At 46.6% G+C, this 756-nt stretch carries 1 protein-coding gene; it reads left to right on the top strand.

Annotated elements, in window-relative coordinates; genetic code table 11:
- Positions 1-61 precede the first annotated feature (61 nt).
- Positions 62-679: a homoserine/homoserine lactone efflux protein gene (rhtB, locus tag R7R24_RS26480; RefSeq protein ID WP_005459098.1), complete on the top strand. Its 618-nt coding sequence runs from the start codon at positions 62-64 to the stop codon at positions 677-679.
- Positions 680-756 lie beyond the last annotated feature (77 nt).

Here is a 756-nt window from a genome sequence, read left to right as displayed (position 1 = left end):
CGATTACCTGAAGATACATTGTAGACGCGATGTATCATCGAAGAATTAGTGAGGAAATGCAATGGATACCCACGTTTGGTTGGCCTATGTGGTAACTGCAATCGTTTTTAGTTTGGCTCCGGGTTCTGGCACGGTTAACTCAATCAGCAATGGCTTGAGTTACGGCACGCGTAAATCGCTTGGCGCGATTGTTGGTCTGCAAATCGGGCTCGCGATTCACATCGCCTTGGTTGGCGCTGGCATCGGTGCGCTGGTGGCACAATCGGCAACTGCGTTTACTATCATTAAATGGGTAGGCGCGGCTTACCTTGTATGGTTGGGTATTCAGAAATGGCGTGATACTTCAGGCTTGATTGCCAATGAGAGTCACAAAGAGATGTCAGGTAGCGCATTATTGTATAAAGCCGTTTTAATTAACCTGACTAACCCTAAATCGATCGTCTTTTTGGTGGCGTTGTTCCCACAGTTTATCGACCCTGCAAAAGACCAACTGACGCAATTGTTGGCGCTAGGGGTGACGACAGTGGTGATTGATGCGTGCGTAATGTTGGGTTACACCACGTTAGCGGCGCAGATGGGACGCTTTATCCGTTCAGACAAGATCATGGGTAAAATTAACAAAGTATTCGGTTCAATGTTTATGGGTTGTGGCGCATTATTAGCGGCTGCAAAATCCTAAGCCATTTATAGGTAGTTCTATCGCATGAATACAACGTATGTCGCTCGTCAGCCGATTTTTAACCGTAAAAGACAGAC

The sequence above is a fragment of the Vibrio sp. 704 genome, assembly GCF_033339295.1.
This window is presented reverse-complemented; position numbering and strand designations above follow the sequence as displayed.

Coding starts and splice junctions, on each gene's coding strand:
- rhtB (WP_005459098.1), top strand. CDS start 62: ATGGATACCCACGTTTGGTTGGCCTATGTGGTAACTGCAATCGTTTTT.